Source organism: Bacillus sp. FJAT-28004 (assembly GCF_001280845.1).
Lineage (GTDB): Bacteria > Bacillota > Bacilli > Paenibacillales > Paenibacillaceae > Pristimantibacillus.
Genome location: NZ_LGHP01000001.1, coordinates 189,191 through 206,141 on the forward strand (window position 1 = coordinate 189,191; position 16,951 = coordinate 206,141).

Genomic DNA, 16,951 nt, shown 5'->3' on the forward strand with positions numbered 1-16,951 from the left:
GCGGATCATCAGCCTATTTGTATAAAAGCTTGCTCGATTTTGTAATGCCTTTTTCGAACGCAGCTTTAGAGCTATAATGTAAGGAAAGTAGAAAGGGGAGCATTTGTGGAGCATGTTTTAGAACTGCAAGGTGTAAGGAAAAATCGCAATGGTGCAGAAGGCGACCCCCTATTCTCGAATGTAACTGCAACGATTGCCGACCCGATTATTATTTCCATTCTAGGTGTATCCGGTCAAGGCAAGAGTACGCTGCTTCGTCTGCTTGCTGGTTTAGATAAGGCAGATGAGGGAGATATCCGATTACATAATATTTCGCAGAGAGATATAGATCCAAGGTTATGGAGAATGAAAGTATGCTATGTTGCACAGCAATCGGTCATGCTGCAAGGGAGCATCGAGCAAAATTTGAAGACGGTCAGTATGCTGCACCGCATGCCATATGATGAGAAGCTCGTACGACACATGCTGCCTAGGCTTGGACTGGATCATCTTGATGTCAGCAAAAGTGCGGAATTGCTGTCGGGAGGAGAGAAACAGCGTATATCTCTCCTTCGTTCTTTGCTTCTGCATCCTACTGTGCTTCTTCTCGATGAAATCACGGCGTCGCTTGACCGAGGCAGCAAGGAAATGGTTGAGGAAGTGCTGCGAGAATGGCATCATCAAGAAGGCGCAACGATGCTTTGGGTCACACATGATTTGGAGCAGGCGCAGCAAATGAGCAGTTCCGTATGGTTCATGGGTGAAGGGACGTTGCTTGAGAACAGCGAAACAGCTGCTTTTTTTGAACAGCCGACAACCGAGCTCGCACAAAATTATATAAAAGCGCCGATACAAAAGGAGCAGCCATGTCTATCCTAGCACTTAGCTTTACATTGTTATTCGTGATGATTACGATGCTAATTTCCGTGTGGCAGAAGCTTGGGCTCGAAAGAGATATCGCGATAGGCACAATTCGTTCTGCCGTGCAACTGCTGCTCGTTGGTTATGTGCTGCAATTTATTTTTAATACGAGCAATCCGCTGTTTATTACAATCATCCTCGTACTCATGATTAGTATTGCGTCCTATCATTCGGGTAAAAGGGGTGCTGGGCTGCGGGGGATCATCTGGAAAATTGCGATCGCGATCACATCGACGGAGCTGCTTATGATGGGACTGCTGCTAGGCTTTCGAATCATTGAAGCGACACCGCAATATATCATTCCGATTAGCGGCATGACGATCGGCAACGCGATGGTCGTTTCCGGCTTGCTGCTGAATCAAATGAGAAGAGAGGTCGAATCCTCCAGAGGCGAGATGGAGACGCTGCTCTCACTCGGAGCGACAGCGAGACAAGCTATTCAAGACGTGATGAAACGATCGGTTAAATCGAGCATGATTCCAACGATAGACGGGATGAAGACGGTAGGTCTCGTTCAGCTTCCAGGTATGATGACAGGGATGATTATCGCTGGTGCGAATCCAATCGAAGCGGTACGGTATCAAATTTTAATTGTGTTTGCATTCGCTAGCTCAGCAGCGGTTACGAGCATCATTTTAAGTTTATTAAGCTATAAGTTATGGTTTACGAAAGACCTGCGCATTCAAAATATGGAGCAAAAAGGGTGAATACCATCGTGAACGTATACAACAGCGGAACGGCATTGGTAAAGCAAATAGCGGACACTGAACTATCTGAACATGCATTGGCGTTATGGGCCTTGGGACAGGAGGGCTTTCTCGTCAAATGGGACAAGAAAACGATACTGTTTGATCCGTATTTGACTAACTGGGTGTATGAGCTGGCTGGTCCGCCGTGGTCACGAGCGTTCGAATCACCGCTGCAGCCTTCCGATTGCCTCGATGTCGATTATGTCGTATGCTCCCACCACCATGAGGATCATATGGACAAGCTGACGCTGCAAGCCATTGGGCAATCAACCAAAACACGATTTGTTGTGCCGAAGGCTCATCTGCCGCTCATGAAGGAATGGGGATTCCGCGATGAACAGCTAATCGGCATCTCTCATGGACAGTCGCTCGAGCTGGGTGGCGGCATAAGGTTGGATGCATTCGCTGCCAAGCATGAGCAGTTTGAACAGGACGAAGCAGGCGAGCATAAATTTCTAGGTTATGTTGCGAATTTTAAAGGTATACATCTCTATCATGCTGGCGATACGATCGGTTTTCCGGAGCTGGTAACGTGGCTGCAAAGCAGGCAGATCGATATTGCTTTGATGCCGATCAACGGAAGAGATTTTGTTCGCAATGAGCAGGGCATCGTCGGAAATTGCAATTATCGCGAAGCCGTTGAGATTGCGGTGCAAATAAATGCTGATTTATTAGTTCCGATGCATTATGGCTTATTTCCACACAACGATGAGAACCCGGCTTATTTCGTCGATTATATTCAGCGCCATTATCCAGCCCAAAAGTTTCATATGTTCGCTCCCGGCGAGCGATTTATTTATATGAAATAATTTGCGCTCAGCAGGGCAAAATGAGTTAGGAATAAGGACTGGAGGTTGACGGATATGTCAAACAGAGGACTTGTGACAGCGTTAACGGCTGTTGGGGCAGCCCAATTGCTTAAGCTGCCTATACATTATGCGAGAACTGGCATGTGGGATGTTCGTAAAATAATGGGTTCAGGAGGCATGCCGAGCTCACACTCAAGCGGCGTTTCTGCACTTGCCGCCTATACGGCGACTAAATACGGTGTGAAGACGCCGGAATTCGCCATTTCTGCTATGCTTGGCATTATTGTGATGTATGATGCAATGAATATTCGCAGACATGCAGGCGAAATTGCGGTGCAGGTTAATGATTTGGATGAGGATGTTGAGAAGCTGGCTGGCGAACACCCAGGCATGTATCATAAGCGCAGGCGCGAACGTCTTAAAGAAAGTCTGGGCCATCAGCCTCGTGAAGTTGTAGCTGGCTCTCTGCTCGGAGTATTAATCGGTTTCGTTGGAGCTTTAGCCATTTCTAAGAAATGAGCCATATAGCAATCGTAAAATTAGCAGACAGGTTTAGGCTCTTTTTGGCTTAAGCTTGTTTTTATTTGGATTCATGCATTTGCAGATGACTGGGTCGAATGGTTAGTTATATAATGGTAAAAGATTTCAATTATTATGCACTTAAGGGGGATATACAGGTGACAGAGCAATTATTGTGGATGCACGGAGCGCCGTATGCACTGGGAAATGCAGATGAGGATTGTCCAGCCATAACGCCTTATCTTGTTGATGGCGAGGAGCGTCCTGCGGTTATCGTATGTCCAGGCGGTGCTTACGGCGCAAGAGCCCCTCATGAAGGCGAGCCAATCGCACAGTGGCTGAACAGCTTAGGCATTTCTGCGTTCGTACTGCGTTACCGGGTGGCGCCGTATCAATATCCCTGCGCACTGCTCGATATTCAACGGGCCATACGTACCGTCCGTTTCAAAGCAGAAATGTTTCGGATTAATCCTAAAAAAATAGGCGTTTTTGGATTTTCAGCGGGCGGGCATTTAGTATCGAATGTGGGGACAAGCTATGACCAAGGGAATAAAAATGCTGAGGATGTCATTGAACGAGAGTCTTGCCGTCCAGATTTGCTCGTCTTATGTTATCCCGTCATCACGCTCAAAGATCCTTTCACGCATGTGGGATCAAGAGAAAACCTGTTGGGCAAAGAAGCGAAGCTGGATAAAATTGAACAGCTCAGCAATGAAGCGCAGGTGACTTCGGATACGCCACCGACTTTTTTATGGCATACAGCAGACGATGCAGCGGTTCCTGTTGAGAACAGTCTTATGTTCGCATCCGCGCTGAGCAAGCACCAAGTTCCCTTTGATCTTCACGTGTACACAAAAGGACGTCATGGGCTTGGCTTAGCCGAGGATGAGGAGCATACGACGGAATGGACAGCTGCTTGCGCATCATGGTTAGCATTTAATGGTTACAAATAATAGCTTTAACTTGCTACTCGCAAACGATTATTTGTCTGACGAAGCTGCCTTTTCGAGTCGTGCAGCGATCTGAAATAGTAAAACCGGCATTTGTAATCAGCTCATCCATAGGATCAGCCGTAACGATAACGGCTTTGCTCGCGATACGACGAGTATGCTGAAGCAATGAAAACTGTGCCTCTGGCGTCGTACTAGAGAAGTGATTATAAGGCATATCTACAATGGCAACATCGTAATGGTCAGAGATATCGGCAATATCACCGCATACGGCATCCGTTACATACTCGAAATGCGCTAGATTTTCACGTGTGCCTTGAATGATAAAATGATTGATGTCTCTACCAACGATGTTCATTCCCATCGATAGCGCTTCTACCAGTACCGTCCCAATGCCGCAGCAAGGATCGATCGCTTTTATCCCATTTGGATTCGGAATTGCGATATTGGCTATTGCGCGCGCAATTCGTGTGCTGAGTGCAATGGAATAGCTGCGCGGCTTTTTCATGTGAGCGAGCCATACAGCTTTGCTTTTTATATAATTGCCAAAGTACCAGCGTCCACCCCATGTTAAAATGCCAAAAACGCAATCAGGCTTGCGTACATCAGCCTCGCCTTCAATATATTCGCCAATTTCGCGTTCAATTGCACGTTGACCGTCGAAATCGATTTTATTCTCCGGCTTCAGGTCATTCATTTTCGAAAAAATCACCTTAAAAGTAGCATCACCCAGTTGGATTTGCTGTACCTGCTCCAAAATATCTTCAAGGCACTCACCTTGATACAAAACCTCGATTCGATCTCTCATAAACGGACTGCGATCGGGGTGAACATCTATGTTACTAAATAGAACATCTGCCTCCGATTGTTTACCAAATAAAGAGCGCATTTCCAAGCGGCATATGTCTGCTTCTTCAATGCGATAGCCATAGGTATATACGAAAAGTGGTGCATTGTTTATGTTTTCCAGTTTAGTCGCATCCTTTGTATAAATGACTTGAAGCTTCTATTATACTCCAAATGGATAGTCAACTGTGATTTTGGTATTCGGAAGAATGCTGTACAGCGGTTGAGTTCAAGCTCATCCAATTAATACAGCAGCATGCTGCTCGGCAAGCTGCAGGTGCTCGCGCACACGGACAACTTCTCCAATAATGATTAGAGCCGGATTGGCAAGCTTCATTGCTATGGCCAGCGTATGGATATCCGACAGTGACCCAACGATGGTGCGCTGGAGCGTAGTCGTTCCCCTCTCAATTAATGCAGCTGGAGTTGATGGACTCTTGCCGTACTTCAGCAGTTCATCTCGAATAAAAGGAAGCTCGCTGACGCCCATATAGATTGCCAGCGTGTCGACGCTATGCGCAAGTAAATCCCAGCGTATTGGCGATTTGTCGCCATGACAGCGACTGCCGGTTACACAGGCGAAGGAAGCGGCATATTCACGGTGGGTAAGCGGGATACCTGCAGCGGCGGCGGCGCCGATTGCTGAGGTTACGCCAGGCACAATCTCGAAGGGGATTCCCCATGAGGCGAGCGCCTGCGCTTCCTCCGCACCTCTGCCGAAGATGAGCGGATCGCCCCCTTTTAGGCGGACGACCACTTTTCCTTCCCGTGCATAGTTGACGAGTGCTTCATTAATTAGATGCTGCGGCATGGCATGTGACCCTGGAGCTTTACCGACGTAAATGAGCTCAGCGATGGAGCGGGCATAACCTAGCAATTGCTTGCTTATGAGCCGATCGTACAGAATCACGTCTGCCTGTTGAATCCGGTGCATGGCTTTAACCGTAATAAGCTCGGGGTCGCCTGGTCCTGCGCCGACAATATACACTTTTCCGGTCATTGATTTTCTCATAAGCTGCTCCTTTCGGCTGGTTAAACCAACTTCTGAACTGATGAATTTACGGCATGCTCATTTCCTTTAGACGGTTACATAAATAGATCCGTTCTCATGATCAACTTCGGTCTCGAATGTGTTGATGCAGCCTTCGTCAGGCTCATGGACATTTCCGCTGCGCAAATCGATTTTCCAATCATGGAGCGGGCAGTGTACGGCTGTTCCGCACACCATCCCTTCTGAAAGCAGTCCTCCCTTATGCGGGCATTTATTCTCTACAGCAAGCACGCTGCCGTCGGTTAACCGAAATACAGCAATTTCGATATCTTTTATTTTAATTCGCCGTGATCCCTTTACATCAATATCGGATAGGTTAGCTACTAGCAGTTTTGTTGTCATAGATGTGTATTCCTCCTTCAGGGTATGATGCAGCAAAGCTTGCTTCGTAAGAATATGTTCTATAGCTCTACCGGCTGAGCGGCAGACAGCTGTTCGAAATTTTTACGCAATTCACCCGTTTCGACAATTTCCTTCCACGGATCGGTCGTCAAGCTGAGCGTTTTCTCAATGCGTGACTTAAGAGCAAGCCGCTCTTCAGGTTTTTGGAGCGCGTTCTTTACATAATCGAGTCCAACGCGCTCGATCCATTGAGCCGTCCGTTCATTCCACTGCGCCTGTTCGCGGTATAGTTGTAAAAAGGCGGAGGACCATTCCATAACCTCATCTTCTGTTTTGACGATACAGAGCAGGTCTGTAGCACGAACCTTCACACCGCCGTTGCCGCCGATATGAAGCTCCCAGCCTCCATCGATGGCGACTACGCCAAAATCCTTTATTGTAGCTTCCGCACAATTCCGCGGACAACCGGATACAGCTAGCTTCACCTTGGATGGCGTGTTCAGACGCTCGAACTTTTTCTCAAGCTTGATGCCCATGCCGATCGCATCCTGCGTACCGAAACGACAGAAGGTTGAGCCTACACATGTTTTTACCGTTCTAAGCGTCTTTCCGTAGGCATGCCCAGATGGCATATCGAGATCTTCCCAAATATTTGGTAGATCTTCTTTCTTGATTCCGAGCAAATCAAGCCGCTGTCCACCTGTGAATTTAACCATTGGAACGTCGTACTTCTCGGCGACTTCCGCAATTTTCTTTAAATCAGAAGGGGTTGTTACGCCGCCGTAAATACGCGGAACGACGGAGAATGTACCATCCTTCTGAATATTTGCATGGTAGCGCTCATTCGTGATCCGTGATTCTTTCTCATCTACATATTCCTCCGGATTGATCATGCCGAGGTAGTAGTTAAGCGCAGGACGGCATTTCGAGCAGCCCTCAGAATTATGCCAGCCGAGTACATTCATGACCTCGCTTGTAGTGCTTAGATTCATTCGCTTTATTTCTGACACGATCTCATCCCTGTTCAACGTTGTGCAGCCGCAAATACCTTCTTTAACGGGCTCGCCTACCGCATCACCAGCGTAAATTTGAAGCAGTCCTTCGACTAGCGGCTTACAGCCGCCACAGGATGCGGAAGCCTTCGTGCAGGATTTGATTGCACCAACCGTGTTGCAGCCCTTGTTCGTAATCGCATCGGCAATGGTTCCTTTCGACACCCCGTTACAACCACAAATGATTTCGTCAGCGGCCATCGCCTCAAGTCTGCTGCCGCTGGAGGATTGGCCGAGCAGATCGGATGAAATGCCGAGCAATATTTCCTTCTCGCGTCCCGCTATCGATTCACCTTTCTTAATGGAAGCGAATAATTCAGCGCCGTCTGATGTGTCACCAAATAACACCGCGCCAATTAGCTTTCCGTCTTGAATTACAATCTTCTTATAGGTGCCTGCGATATCGTCTTGGATCTTGAGTGCACGAGTGCCTGGTGCATCAACGAAGCGACCAGCTGAGAACACGTCAACGCCAGATACTTTAAGCTTGGTTGAAGTAACCGAGCCTGCATAACCTGCCGTTTCAACGCCTGCTAAATGCTTGGCGAGCACTGCGCCTTGCTCATAAAGCGGAGCAACCAAGCCGTAAGCAATGCCGCGATGCTCTGCGCATTCGCCGACAGCGTAAATACCGGGGATGCTCGTTCGCATGAAGTCGTCTATGACGATTCCGCGATTTACTTCGATACCGATTGCTTTGGCGAGCTCTACGTTAGGTTTAATGCCAACGGCCATTACAACCAGATCACCATCTACCTCGGTGCCGTCAGCGAAGGCTAGCCCAGCAGCGCGACGTTTGCCTTTAATGGAGGCTGTGCTCTTTTTCAATAAGAACTGCATGCCTTGTGCTTCCAGCTCACGCTGCAGCATTCTCGATGCCGCTTCATCTAATTGCCGTTCCATTAAATAGTTATGGATATGCACGACGTTTACTTCCATCCCGAGATGCAAAAGGCCTCTAGCCGCTTCTAGGCCGAGCAAGCCGCCGCCGATTACGACAGCTTTTTTATATTTTTTGGAGGCGTCGATCATGACCTCACAATCATGAATATCACGGAAAGCAATTACACCTTCTTTGTCAGCGCCGGGAAGAGGCAGCATAAATGGATTAGAGCCGGTCGCGATAATGATTGTATCGTAATCCACTTCAACGCCTAAATGGGAGGTAATCTTTTTGCACTCCGTATCGATTTTCGTTACCTTATGGCCTGTATGCAACGTTATGTTATTTTCTTTATACCAGTCCCAATCGTTGATCACGATCTCTTGCATATCGGCTCCGCCAGCTAAGACGGAGGATAACATAATCCGATTATAGTTTGGATGCGGCTCAGCGCCGAAGATTGTTATGTCGTAGCATTCAGGAGAAAGCTTTAATAAATGCTCAATCGCTCGAACCCCCGCCATGCCGTTACCGATAAGTACTAATTTCTTTTTAATTGCAGTCATTGTATTTCTCTCCTCTCAATCTCTGTCTAAGCGAAAATCATAAAAGCCCGCCTCGTTCCAGGGGAAAACGTACGTCTCCCCGGTAAACGAAAGCAGGCTTCTTTGCCGCTTCAAACGAATACACCGTTGTATTCGTGAATGATATATGAATGTTAACGTAAATATACAATGAGGCTAGAACTCATGTCAATATACATGACATAAAAAGAGGCGAAAAACTTGATTAGTGACAAAAATGCATGTTATATGTTATATATAGTTACAAAGGTATCGACTTGTGCTCATTTTACAAAGAAGTCGAATAGGAGGGGGCGCTTCTACATGCGTTCTTTGTTAGTAGTCGATCATCATGCGGCAAACGAGGCAGCAAAGGCGGGCCCTCAATCGGATCAGCTTTCCAAGAAACAAACGCCAAAATATTTACTTGAGATGTATGGGTATCAAGTTCTTCGAGCGGGAGACGAGAAGAAGGTAACGTTGCAAATGAGCAGCACGGATGCAGTCATTCTTCATCTGCCTCTCAATGAAGTAAAGCAATGGGGATTGAAGCTGCTGAAGCAAAAGTCCGTCCCGATGTTATGGTGGTGCAGTTCGGCTTCCGCATCTTTATCGGCTGGATTTTGCGAGGATGACGTGCCTATAGATGGCATTCTAACGCCTTCGATGAGCGAACAAGAGCTGCACTGGGCTCTTCATTTCGGCGCTAAGCAATGCTTCGAGAGACTGCAATGGATGAACGAGCGCAAGCAGCTGGAGGGGCGGCTTGAGGAGCGCAAGTGGATCGATATGGCTAAGGGGATTTTGTGTAAAATCAAAAATATTACCGAAGCGGAAGCCTACGACGTGCTGCGGAAGCAGGCGATGAATGAACGCAAACGGATGGTTGATGTGGCCACATCAATCGTAAAGGTGTACCAAATACTTCAGGATCAGAAATAAGGGGGATTGGCAATGATGATCAACCTGTTAAAGGAAGTAGGCCGGGGAAAAAGGGGAGCGCGAGACCTAAGCAGTGATGAAGCACTGCTCGCGGCAAATGCGATCCTGGAATTAAAGGCGACCCCGGCGCAAATCGGAGCTTTTTTCATTGCTGAGCGCATAAAAATGGAGAGTGTCGAAGAAATTGAAGCATTTGTAACGGTTTGCCGTAAGCATGCGTACCGTGCGCCCATCCAAGAGGGACTCGACTGCGCTGGACCTTATGATGGCCGGAAAAAATCCTTCTTCGCTACCTTTCCTACCTCTTTTCTACTTGCATCCGCAGGGCTGCCGATTACGCTCCATGGAACGGCGTCCTTGCCCCCTAAATGGGGTATTACGCTGCAGGATTTGCTTAAAGAAACAGGGATTGAAGCTGAACGCTTATCCCGAGACCAAATTGTTCAAGCCGCTTCAAATACGGGCGTGCTGTACGTTCCAGCCGAGGATTGGTGCCCGCCCCTTAAGGCACTGCGTTCCATTCGTGTCGAGCTGGGGATGCGGACGGTCCTTAACACTGCAGAGAAGCTTATTGATTACGCACACTCCCCTTATTTAATATTTGGGGTCTATCATAATACTGTATTTGAACGCATTGCGAAATTAGCAAACAATTTGCAATATAAGAAAGCACTCATCGTACAGGGGATGGAGGGCTCTGAGGATTTATTCATTGAGAGGCCAACCCGTACCTATTACGTAGAAAACGGAGAGTCGCATTTGCATGTTATCGATCCGGACAGCTATGGCTTAGAGACGCCCGTGCCGGAAATCGAATGGACACCAGCGGAGCAGCTGAGAGTATCGGAATCCGTTCTGCAAGGACGCGGCCATATCGCTTTCGTCAATCAAGTGCTGCTTAACGCAGCTGTAAGGTTGAAATTGGCGGAGAAGGTTGATTCGGTAGAGGAAGGGCTATACATTTGCAAGGATTTGCTCGATAATGGCGCACCTTGGGAGCTTTATCGCAAATGGCAAAATGCAATGCGAAGTGAACCAGCTTTGCCTTATCGCCTCTGAATAGGAGATGTCTCGAAAGGTCATAGACCTTCAGGGACATCTCCTATTTTTTTTACTTATTCCTTTTGCTTTCTTCTGTTATGCGCAACGGATCGGGAAAAGCTCCAGCTAATTGCTTCTACCAAAAAATTTTAAAAATAGGAAAGGGGATTGACGCGGTGAGCTGAATTCAAAGTGAAAGAGCCATGCCCCAAGCTTGAATTTAAGCGCCAAGTAATAAAGGTATGATTTCATGTTGCCGCTTTTGTGCAGGAAACCGAGCTCTTTTGTACTGTCTGTCATCATTTTAAGATTAAGAAGTCTAGCTACATCTTTTTTTTCAGCGGGCACAGGACTGTTCCTGAAATTATTAAGCAGTATCGCAAGGATGGTTTGGATGTGATAAGACGCCATGTCTTTTCTATAATGATCATGGGCTAATAAACCGAATTTTTCGGATATGCTTCTCCGTAGTTGATACTGCAGCACTAAGCTATCTTCAAGGTACTGCTTATAGGGGGAGCGTATGAGACTGTTCAAATTGTTTATGGTGTTATGAATGTACAGAGGATCTGGAATGGCGTAGACACGGTTTGCGGTCAGCAAGGCTTCCAAATGAAAAATCGTATCTTCCCCGACCGTTAATCCCTCATTGAATTGAATTTTGTTTGTTTCTAGCGATGTACGAAGAAATAGACATCGCCAAGAGAAACACAAATCATTATTGGAATGGACAGATGCTGCGCTTAGAATTAAATCCTTGCCGTTCATAACGGTATGCAGCCTGAAGCAAGGCGATACGTTTTGATTGGTTGGAATTATCGCATAACCTCCAATCAACACTTCACAAGCTTGCTCTTCTGCCGTGGCGTATAGCTTTACGAAAAAAAGCGGATCGATCTCGTCGTCAGCGTCCAGAAAGGCGATATATTTACCTCTGGCTGCCCGTAATCCGGCATTTTTGGCGCTGCTCGTACCGCCGTTTGGCTTGTGAATCACTTTAATTCTGTCGTCCGCTATAGCGAACTCTTCGCAAATCGTACCGCTGAGATCAGTAGATCCGTCATTGACAAGCAGCAGCTCAATATTTTGAAAAGGCTGATTTAGAATACTTTTTAAGCAGGGGCGCAACCATTTTTCAGCATTAAATATAGGTACAATCGCACTTATTGCGTAATTCATAGGCTACACCTCTGATGTGTTCAATCGTTTAAGCTCCACAAGCAATGTTCAAAATAATCATATCATATTCGTTATAAAGAACAACAACTTATTTTCAACCAATTATTATCTCTAGCACAAATAAGTGGTAATATGAACAGATGAGGAAAGGGGTGACAGGACTGAAAATTAAAATGACATGGTCTGTCGTTGTGCTTCTCATTTTGGGAAGCTGGGCCGGTAACATTTGGTATTTTCAGAACATGCAGCTGAAGGAGGCGCTGTTTCTAAAGCATGACAGCACCATAAATGGAAACACTGGTGAAATACTTGATTTTATATTTTTTGAAAATAAACAAGCGGCTAACAAAGTAAGGAGCATTCAAATAGAGGAACTGCCGGAGCTCCGATTTCAAATTTATGAAAGCAACACGTATACCCATCAAGTTAAGATGCAAGCTTCTGCAGAATTAAGGCCAGATCTTATCAACGATGATAGGAAAAAGCCGTTCACCATAAGAGATATTACGGTGTATTACGAGAAAGGGCAGTCTAGGAAAGTTCCGATTGGCGAGATCCATGTCGTATGGAATAAACGAGAAAGCATACTGGACTTTGCTACAGGCAGCTCATCATCAAACGGCTCCGGAAGTTATAAGGTTTATGTAACGAAAGCGGCTGTTTTAGAGAAGGTTGAATATACGTTCAGCAATAAAGTGAAGCCATGGTTCAAGCTTGATCTGTCTGGGAAACCGATCGAGTCGCTCGATTTCCCTATGAAGCTGTTGCAAGAAGACTCATTGGCATTTGCTTATCAATGGTCTATTCCGGATAATGAGCCGGAAGCATTTAACATGTATAAATCCAAAATCATTCTTCACTTCTTATTGGAAGATGGACGGAAAATCATCGAGGACATCCCCATCAATCACAATCTTTACATTAGTGATCGGCAGTTGAAGAGTTTAGTCCGCTTGAGGAGGTGACATTCATTGAATATCCCTTTAAGACGCGACCTAAGAAGACTTGGCTGGGGCCTTGTTATTGCAATGATTGATATAAGGGTTGGATTTTTTGATTTGCTGCCTGACATCATAGGTTACATGATGATTGTGTCATCACTGCAACATCTGAGCTCCTTGCATGCGGTATTCAAAAAAGCGAAGTACATTGCTATTGTTTTGATCATCTTTACTATTCCGGTTTTGTTTATCCAAACGAATGTAACGATAACGAAATTTTCGTCGATACCACTCACTGTCCATCTCTATTCACAATTGCTGTTTGTGCTTCATATTTTGATGGCGTATTGGATTTTTAACGGGCTTATCGGGATGCTAAAGAAGGAGGGGAATATTCAGTTATTGGATGCTGCTATAAGCCGCAGAAATACATATTTGGTGTTCAACATTTCAATGGTTATATTTTATCCGTTCTTATTGAATGTTGAAGAGAGCTGGAGTATGTTATTAATCGTATTTGGAATATTGTTATTTATAATGGAGCTGCTATTCATTCGACTGCCCTTTCGATTCTCAAATGCTAGAGAGAAGCGGTCGTTGAATTAGCGGAAAAGGGGGATCTCATGTCTTTTGTAAAACGGTTGCGATGGTTTTTTAAGGATAGATGGGGCAGCTACGTGCTTGCCATAGGCATCATGACGTTAGTTAGCTTGCTCTCTACGATACCGCCCAATCTCATTGGGCGAACGGTTGACAACATCCGCGATGGTCAGCTGACCTCAGATGGTTTAACGCAGACTGTGCTGACACTTGCTCTACTTGCGCTATTTCTTTATGTCATGGTCTACATATGGATTACGACATTGTTTGGCAATTCGGCGCTAATAGAGAAGGTGCTGAGAGGGAAGCTGCTCGCGAATTTAACGAGGATGACTCCTGCTTTCTTTCAGCGCAACAGCACGGGACAACTTATGGCACTTGCTACCAATGATGTACTCGCGATCGGTCAGACAGCTGGATACGGTGTAATGACACTCGTCAACACGTTAGTAGGCGCATCGGTAGTCATCATAATGATGATTTCATTAGTCAGTTACAAATTAATGATTGCGGCACTTATTCCGCTGCCATTGCTGGCAGTTGTGATTAGCAAGCTTGGCAACAAAGTAAGAACTCGCTTTCTGGACGCGCAGGCATCCTTTGGGAAAATGAATGAACATGCACTGGAATCCATTTCGGGCATACGCGTTATTCGTTCCTATGTACAAGAAAACAATGATCTTGTTGCATTTGATCATGTGACCTCTGAGGTTATGCTCAAAAACAAACGAGTTTCGATTCTGAATGCGATGTTCCAGCCTATTATCTCACTTATTGTTGGAGTCAGTTATTCCATCGGAATTGGTTACGGCTCTTATCTCGTGTTCCAAGATGAGATTTCACTCGGACAGCTCATCTCATTTAATATTTATTTGGGTATGCTCATTTGGCCGATGATCTCCTTTGGTGAGTTTATTAATGTTTTGCAACGTGGCAGTGCCTCGGCTGACCGATTGGACTCGGCATTAACGCAGAATCCGGATCTTCAAGATTCGGATAAGCCCGTTGCCGTTAAGGTGCCTTCGCGCATTGAGATGAAGCAGCTCACCTTTACTTATCCTACGGCTAGTCAGCCTAGTCTGGACAATGTATCCTTCCAGCTTGAACGAGGTCAGACGCTTGGAATTGTAGGCAAAACGGGGAGTGGAAAGAGTACGCTGCTTAAGCAGCTGCTGCGTCAATATCCGCTTGATAAGGATCGCTTAATGATAGCGGGAGTTCCAGTCGAGCAAATTACGATAGACCAAATGAGGCGCTGGATTGCCTATGTTCCTCAGGAGCATCTGCTTCTCTCCAAAACGATCCGAGAGAATATCGCGCTAGGCAAGCCGAACGCTACGTCTGAAGAAATAGCGCGAGCTGTACAGATGGCTTCTTTTACAGAGGATATAGCGCAAATGCCCGAAGGGCTTGAAACGGTCGTCGGTGAAAACGGCGTTATGCTCTCAGGCGGACAAAAGCAGCGTTTGGCGATTGCACGGGCACTGCTCGTTGATTCCGAAATATTGCTTCTGGATGATTCGCTTTCGGCTGTTGATGCGCGGACGGAAAGTCGAATTCTTCACCATATTCGCTTGGAGCGCGAAGGGAAGACGACTTTTATTACGACTCATCGTCTCTCTGCAGTTAGTCATGCGGACTGGATACTTGTGCTGAGTGAGGGACGAATCATTGAAGAAGGCACCCATGAGGAGCTAATGCTGTTCGGGGGCTGGTACAAGGAACAATGGGAACGACAGCAAATGGAAGCTAGTTTGGAAGAATAAGGAGGCTGTAGAATGCCAAAACAATCAACGGCGAGAAGACTATTCGCATATGCTCTCGTCTATAAGTTTAGAATTATCGGCGCCCTGCTTATTCTGTGCTGCGCAGTAGGCGCAGAGCTCGGCGGACCTTTTATAATAAAAACGATAATTGATAAGCATTTATCGGTCGGCGGGAATGATTTAATGCCGGTTCTCGGGCTGCTAGCACTTTATATGGGACTGCTGCTCGTCGCAAGTATTAGCAATTTCTCGCAATCCTATATTTTGCAGACGACGGCGCTCCGCATTATAAAAAACATGCGTATGGATTTAATGAGCCACATTCAGCGAATTCCGCTGCGCTACTTCGACAATACGCCGATCGGGCAAATTGTATCCAGAATTGCGAACGACACAGAGGCTATAAGGGATTTGTTCATGAGTTTCATGGCGACCTTTGTTGTCAGCTTCGTGCAGCTAATCGGTATTTTTACAGCGCTGTTCATCTTGGACGTGCGGCTCGCGATGTTTTGCTTGCTCTTGCCGCCGCTCTTCGCGATCATTATGGTCATTCACTTAAAATATTCGAAGAAATATATTACGATTATGCGCGCGCGGCTTAGCGACATGAATGCCATGATTAATGAATCGATTGTCGTAATGCCGATCATTCAAGCCTTTCGCCGGGAGAAGGTAACGCTTGAAGAGTTTGAGGCATTGAATGAGGATAGATACATCAACCAAATTAAGCAGTTTAGAGTATTCTCCTTGTCCTCAAGAAACATTGTGGGTACTATTGGCAGCTTGGTAACCGCGATGGTCATTTGGTATTTCGGGAAAGCCTCGCTTGAGACGGTTATTCTTTACGGTGTGTTCTATGCGTTTATTGATTATTTGGGGCGTATCTTTATGCCAATTATCGGTATCTTCGACCAGTTGACGAATGCGCAGCGTGCTTTCGTATCCGCTGAGAAGGTGTTTGCAATATTGGACATGGAAGGCATGGCGGTCGAAGAGGTTGCTCAGGTGAAACGTCCGGATGGTGTCGTGAAATTCGATAACATAACGTTTGCGTATAAAGAAGGAGAGAATGTCCTAAAGCAAATCTCTTTTGAAGCGCGCAGAGGAGAGACGGTTGCTTTAGTCGGTCATACCGGTTCGGGCAAAAGCTCAATCATGAACCTGCTGCTTGGCTTTTATGAGCCGAATCAAGGGACGATTACGATTGATGGACGGAATATAGCGACATATTCGAAGCAAGAGCTGCGTAAGCATATGGGCATTGTGCTTCAAGATCCATACTTGTTTGCAGGTGACATTAAATTCAACGTCAGCCTGTATAACAAGGACATCACAATTGATCGAGTGAAAAGCGTGCTAAAGGATGTTGGGGCGGCAAGCTTTATCGAGCAGCTTCCTGGCGGTTATGATGAGCAAGTGGTCGAGCGAGGCAGTACGCTATCTTCTGGTCAGCGGCAGCTCATCTCCTTCGCAAGAGCTTTAGCCTTTGATCCATCTATTCTTATATTGGATGAGGCGACAGCGAGCATAGACAGTGAGACAGAGGGGCTAATTCAGCAAGCGTTGAAAGTGGTCAGTGAAGGCCGGACGACGCTAATTATCGCACATCGGTTGTCCACTATTCGTGATGCCGATCAAATTCTCGTATTGCACCGCGGTGAAATCGTCGAGCGCGGCAATCATGATACACTAATGGCGCACCGAGGCAGGTATTATAAAATGTATCAGCTGCAGAAGGGCGAGAAAGTTTCGTCTGAGCCGGCTGGTGTAACGACGGAAGCTCAAGGACGATAAAAAGCTATTTAACGCATTGGATGA

Annotated in this window: 16 protein-coding genes; 11 read left to right on the forward strand and 5 right to left on the reverse strand. The window is 46.3% G+C overall.

What is annotated here, in order from left to right:
* The first annotated feature begins 105 nt into the window (after window positions 1-105).
* The 5 genes from AC787_RS00835 to AC787_RS00855 all read left to right on the forward strand — a co-directional run bounded on the left by AC787_RS00835 (window position 106) and on the right by AC787_RS00855 (window position 3,930).
* Window positions 106-858, forward strand: coding sequence for an ATP-binding cassette domain-containing protein (locus AC787_RS00835; protein WP_054023055.1), 753 nt, complete (start codon window positions 106-108; stop codon window positions 856-858).
* Window positions 846-1,607: an ABC transporter permease gene (locus AC787_RS00840; protein WP_054023056.1), complete on the forward strand. Its 762-nt coding sequence runs from the start codon at window positions 846-848 to the stop codon at window positions 1,605-1,607. Before AC787_RS00835 ends, AC787_RS00840 begins: the two co-directional genes overlap by 13 nt.
* Window positions 1,604-2,458 (forward strand): MBL fold metallo-hydrolase, encoded by an 855-nt coding sequence (locus AC787_RS00845; RefSeq protein WP_054023057.1) that lies wholly within the window; start codon window positions 1,604-1,606, stop codon window positions 2,456-2,458. Before AC787_RS00840 ends, AC787_RS00845 begins: the two co-directional genes overlap by 4 nt.
* 54 nt (window positions 2,459-2,512) lie before the next feature.
* Window positions 2,513-2,977: a divergent PAP2 family protein gene (locus AC787_RS00850; RefSeq protein ID WP_054023058.1), complete on the forward strand. Its 465-nt coding sequence runs from the start codon at window positions 2,513-2,515 to the stop codon at window positions 2,975-2,977.
* A 179-nt stretch (window positions 2,978-3,156) separates the two neighbouring features.
* On the forward strand, window positions 3,157-3,930 hold the full coding sequence (locus tag AC787_RS00855; RefSeq protein ID WP_054026824.1) for an alpha/beta hydrolase: 774 nt from the start codon (window positions 3,157-3,159) through the stop codon (window positions 3,928-3,930).
* A 13-nt stretch (window positions 3,931-3,943) separates the two neighbouring features.
* Here the strand turns inward: AC787_RS00855 and AC787_RS00860 are convergent, their stop codons facing one another.
* The 4 genes from AC787_RS00860 to nirB form a co-directional block, all read right to left on the reverse strand.
* Complete coding sequence (locus AC787_RS00860) at window positions 3,944-4,897, reverse strand: TRM11 family SAM-dependent methyltransferase (RefSeq protein ID WP_054023059.1); 954 nt, start codon at window positions 4,895-4,897, stop codon at window positions 3,944-3,946.
* 111 nt (window positions 4,898-5,008) lie between these two features.
* A complete protein-coding gene (gene cobA / locus AC787_RS00865; RefSeq protein ID WP_054026825.1) occupies window positions 5,009-5,773 on the reverse strand; it encodes a uroporphyrinogen-III C-methyltransferase in 765 nt (254 codons plus the stop codon).
* Between the two features lie 78 nt (window positions 5,774-5,851).
* Window positions 5,852-6,166 (reverse strand): nitrite reductase small subunit NirD, encoded by a 315-nt coding sequence (gene nirD, locus AC787_RS00870; protein WP_054023060.1) that lies wholly within the window; start codon window positions 6,164-6,166, stop codon window positions 5,852-5,854.
* Between the two features lie 59 nt (window positions 6,167-6,225).
* On the reverse strand, window positions 6,226-8,667 hold the full coding sequence (gene nirB / locus AC787_RS00875; RefSeq protein WP_054023061.1) for a nitrite reductase large subunit NirB: 2,442 nt from the start codon (window positions 8,665-8,667) through the stop codon (window positions 6,226-6,228).
* Between the two features lie 321 nt (window positions 8,668-8,988).
* On the opposite strand from nirB, the gene AC787_RS00880 reads away from it, so the two are divergent.
* Both AC787_RS00880 and AC787_RS00885 read left to right on the forward strand, forming a co-directional pair.
* Entirely contained in the window at window positions 8,989-9,606 is a 618-nt protein-coding gene (locus AC787_RS00880) for an ANTAR domain-containing response regulator (RefSeq protein WP_054023062.1), read from the forward strand.
* 15 nt (window positions 9,607-9,621) lie between these two features.
* Window positions 9,622-10,665 (forward strand): anthranilate phosphoribosyltransferase, encoded by a 1,044-nt coding sequence (locus tag AC787_RS00885; RefSeq protein ID WP_414730961.1) that lies wholly within the window; start codon window positions 9,622-9,624, stop codon window positions 10,663-10,665.
* Between the two features lie 108 nt (window positions 10,666-10,773).
* On the opposite strand, the gene AC787_RS00890 is transcribed toward AC787_RS00885, so the two are convergent.
* Window positions 10,774-11,826 (reverse strand): glycosyltransferase family 2 protein, encoded by a 1,053-nt coding sequence (locus AC787_RS00890; RefSeq protein ID WP_063847469.1) that lies wholly within the window; start codon window positions 11,824-11,826, stop codon window positions 10,774-10,776.
* A gap of 152 nt (window positions 11,827-11,978) precedes the next feature.
* Between AC787_RS00890 and AC787_RS00895 the strand changes: the two genes are divergently transcribed.
* Genes AC787_RS00895 through AC787_RS00910 form a run of 4 tightly spaced genes read left to right on the forward strand, consistent with a single transcriptional unit; the run spans window position 11,979 to window position 16,927 of the window.
* Window positions 11,979-12,791, forward strand: a complete 813-nt coding sequence (locus tag AC787_RS00895) for a hypothetical protein (RefSeq protein ID WP_054023064.1) — start codon at window positions 11,979-11,981, stop codon at window positions 12,789-12,791.
* A 6-nt stretch (window positions 12,792-12,797) separates the two neighbouring features.
* On the forward strand, window positions 12,798-13,373 hold the full coding sequence (locus AC787_RS00900; RefSeq protein WP_054023065.1) for a hypothetical protein: 576 nt from the start codon (window positions 12,798-12,800) through the stop codon (window positions 13,371-13,373).
* Window positions 13,374-13,390: 17 nt separating this feature from the next.
* Window positions 13,391-15,133 (forward strand): ABC transporter ATP-binding protein, encoded by a 1,743-nt coding sequence (locus AC787_RS00905; protein WP_054023066.1) that lies wholly within the window; start codon window positions 13,391-13,393, stop codon window positions 15,131-15,133.
* A gap of 12 nt (window positions 15,134-15,145) precedes the next feature.
* Entirely contained in the window at window positions 15,146-16,927 is a 1,782-nt protein-coding gene (locus tag AC787_RS00910) for an ABC transporter ATP-binding protein (RefSeq protein WP_054023067.1), read from the forward strand.
* Window positions 16,928-16,951: the final 24 nt, after the last annotated feature.